Genomic DNA, 2,500 nt, shown 5'->3' on the forward strand with positions numbered 1-2,500 from the left:
GGATTTCGGGCATAAAAAAAGGCCACCCAGTTGGGTGGCCTTTCGATTTGGCGCCTGACGATGACCTACTCTCACATGGGGAAGCCCCACACTACCATCGGCGATGTTGCGTTTCACTTCTGAGTTCGGCATGGGATCAGGTGGTTCCACAACTCTATTGTCGTCAGGCAAACTGGCTTGGGTGGCTCCGGTCTTATGAGCTTTTGCTCTGCCTTGCCGTTTGACTGTCCGTTTGCCTCGCTGATCTCTCAGCGCTGACAGCCAACCCAAATAAGTCGGTGAAACAAACTGTAGTAATACACCGCAAGTCTCTGTGCGTCTCTTCACACAATCCAACAGCTTTCGCTTGTCGTCAGTAACCATCTCTGTTGTATGGTCAAGCCTCACGGGCAATTAGTACTGGTTAGCTCAACGCCTCACAACGCTTCCACACCCAGCCTATCAACCTGGTAGTCTTCCAGGGCCCTTCAGGGGACTCAAGGTCCCAGGGAGATCTCATCTTGAAGGAGGCTTCCCGCTTAGATGCTTTCAGCGGTTATCCCGTCCGAACATAGCTACCCGGCAGTGCCACTGGCGTGACAACCGGAACACCAGAGGTTCGTTCACTCCGGTCCTCTCGTACTAGGAGCAACTCTTCTCAAATCTCCAACGCCCACGGCAGATAGGGACCGAACTGTCTCACGACGTTCTAAACCCAGCTCGCGTACCACTTTAAATGGCGAACAGCCATACCCTTGGGACCGGCTTCAGCCCCAGGATGTGATGAGCCGACATCGAGGTGCCAAACACCGCCGTCGATGTGAACTCTTGGGCGGTATCAGCCTGTTATCCCCGGAGTACCTTTTATCCGTTGAGCGACGGCCCTTCCATTCAGAACCGCCGGATCACTATGACCTACTTTCGTACCTGCTCGACATGTCTGTCTCGCAGTCAAGCGCACTTATACCATTATGCTCATTGCATGATTTCCGACCATGCTGAGTGCACCTTCGTACTCCTCCGTTACTCTTTGGGAGGAGACCGCCCCAGTCAAACTACCCACCATACACTGTCCTCGATCCGGATCACGGACCTGAGTTAGAACCTCAAACATGCCAGGGTGGTATTTCAAGGATGGCTCCACGAGAACTGGCGTCCTCGCTTCAAAGCCTCCCACCTATCCTACACAAGCAGGCTCAAAGTTCAGTGCAAAGCTGTAGTAAAGGTTCACGGGGTCTTTCCGTCTAGCCGCGGGTACACTGCATCTTAACAGCGAGTTCAATTTCACTGAGTCCCTGGTGGAGACAGCGTGGCCATCGTTACGCCATTCGTGCAGGTCGGAACTTACCCGACAAGGAATTTCGCTACCTTAGGACCGTTATAGTTACGGCCGCCGTTTACCGGGGCTTCGATCAAGAGCTTCGCTTACGCTAACCCCATCAATTAACCTTCCGGCACCGGGCAGGCGTCACACCCTATACGTCCTCTTACGAGTTTGCAGAGTGCTATGTTTTTAATAAACAGTCGCAGCCACCTGGTCACTTCGACCGGCCTCAGCTCGGGGAGCAAGTCCCTTCACCAAAACCGGCGTACCTTCTCCCGAAGTTACGGTACCATTTTGCCTAGTTCCTTCACCAGGGTTCTCTCAAGCGCCTTGGTATTCTCTACCTGACCACCTGTGTCGGTTTCGAGTACGGTTCTCTATTGCCTGAAGCTTAGAAGTTTTTCCTGGAAGCAGGGCATCAACCACTTCGCTCTCTTAAAGAGAGCTCGTCATCAGCTCTCAGCCTTAGGGACCCGGATTTGCCTAAGTCCCCAGCCTACTACCTTAAACACGGACAACCGATCGCCGTGCTGGCCTAGCCTTCTCCGTCACTCCATCGCAGCAATAGCGAGTACAGGAATATTAACCTGTTTCCCATCAACTACGGCTTTCGCCCTCGCCTTAGGGGCCGACTAACCCTGTCCCGATTAGCGTTGGACAGGAACCCTTGGTCTTCCGGCGGGGAGGTTTTTCACCCCCCTTGTCGTTACTCATGTCAGCATTCGCACTTGTGATACCTCCAGCCAACCTCCCGATTGACCTTCAACGGCTTACACAACGCTCCTCTACCATGCCCGAAGGCATCCGCAGCTTCGGTTACCAGTTTAGCCCCGGTATATCTTCCGCGCAGGCCGACTCGACTAGTGAGCTATTACGCTTTCTTTAAAAGATGGCTGCTTCTAAGCCAACTTCCTAGCTGTCTGGGCCTTCCCACATCGTTTCCCACTTAACTGGTATTTGGGACCTTAGCTGGCGGTCTGGGTTGTTTCCCTTTCCACGACGGACGTTAGCACCCGCCGTGTGTCTCCCGCGATTGCACTCCTCGGTATTCGGAGTTTGCATGGGGTTGGTAAGTCGGGATGACCCCCTAGCCCAAACAGTGCTCTACCCCCGAGGGTGAGACGCGAGGCGCTACCTAAATAGCTTTCGAGGAGAACCAGCTATCTCCCGGCTTGATTAGCCTTTCACTCCGACCCA

2 rRNA genes (1 of these 2 cut by a window edge) are annotated in these 2,500 nt (G+C 53.8%); both read right to left on the reverse strand.

Going from position 1 to position 2,500, the window contains the following annotated elements:
- Window positions 1-52: 52 nt before the first annotated feature.
- A 5S ribosomal RNA gene (gene rrf, locus BM155_RS16585) occupies window positions 53-168 on the reverse strand.
- A gap of 204 nt (window positions 169-372) precedes the next feature.
- A 23S ribosomal RNA gene (locus BM155_RS16590) occupies window positions 373-2,500 on the reverse strand; it runs 751 nt beyond the window's last position.

Source organism: Microbulbifer thermotolerans, from assembly GCF_900112305.1.
Classification (GTDB): Bacteria; Pseudomonadota; Gammaproteobacteria; order Pseudomonadales; family Cellvibrionaceae; genus Microbulbifer; species Microbulbifer thermotolerans.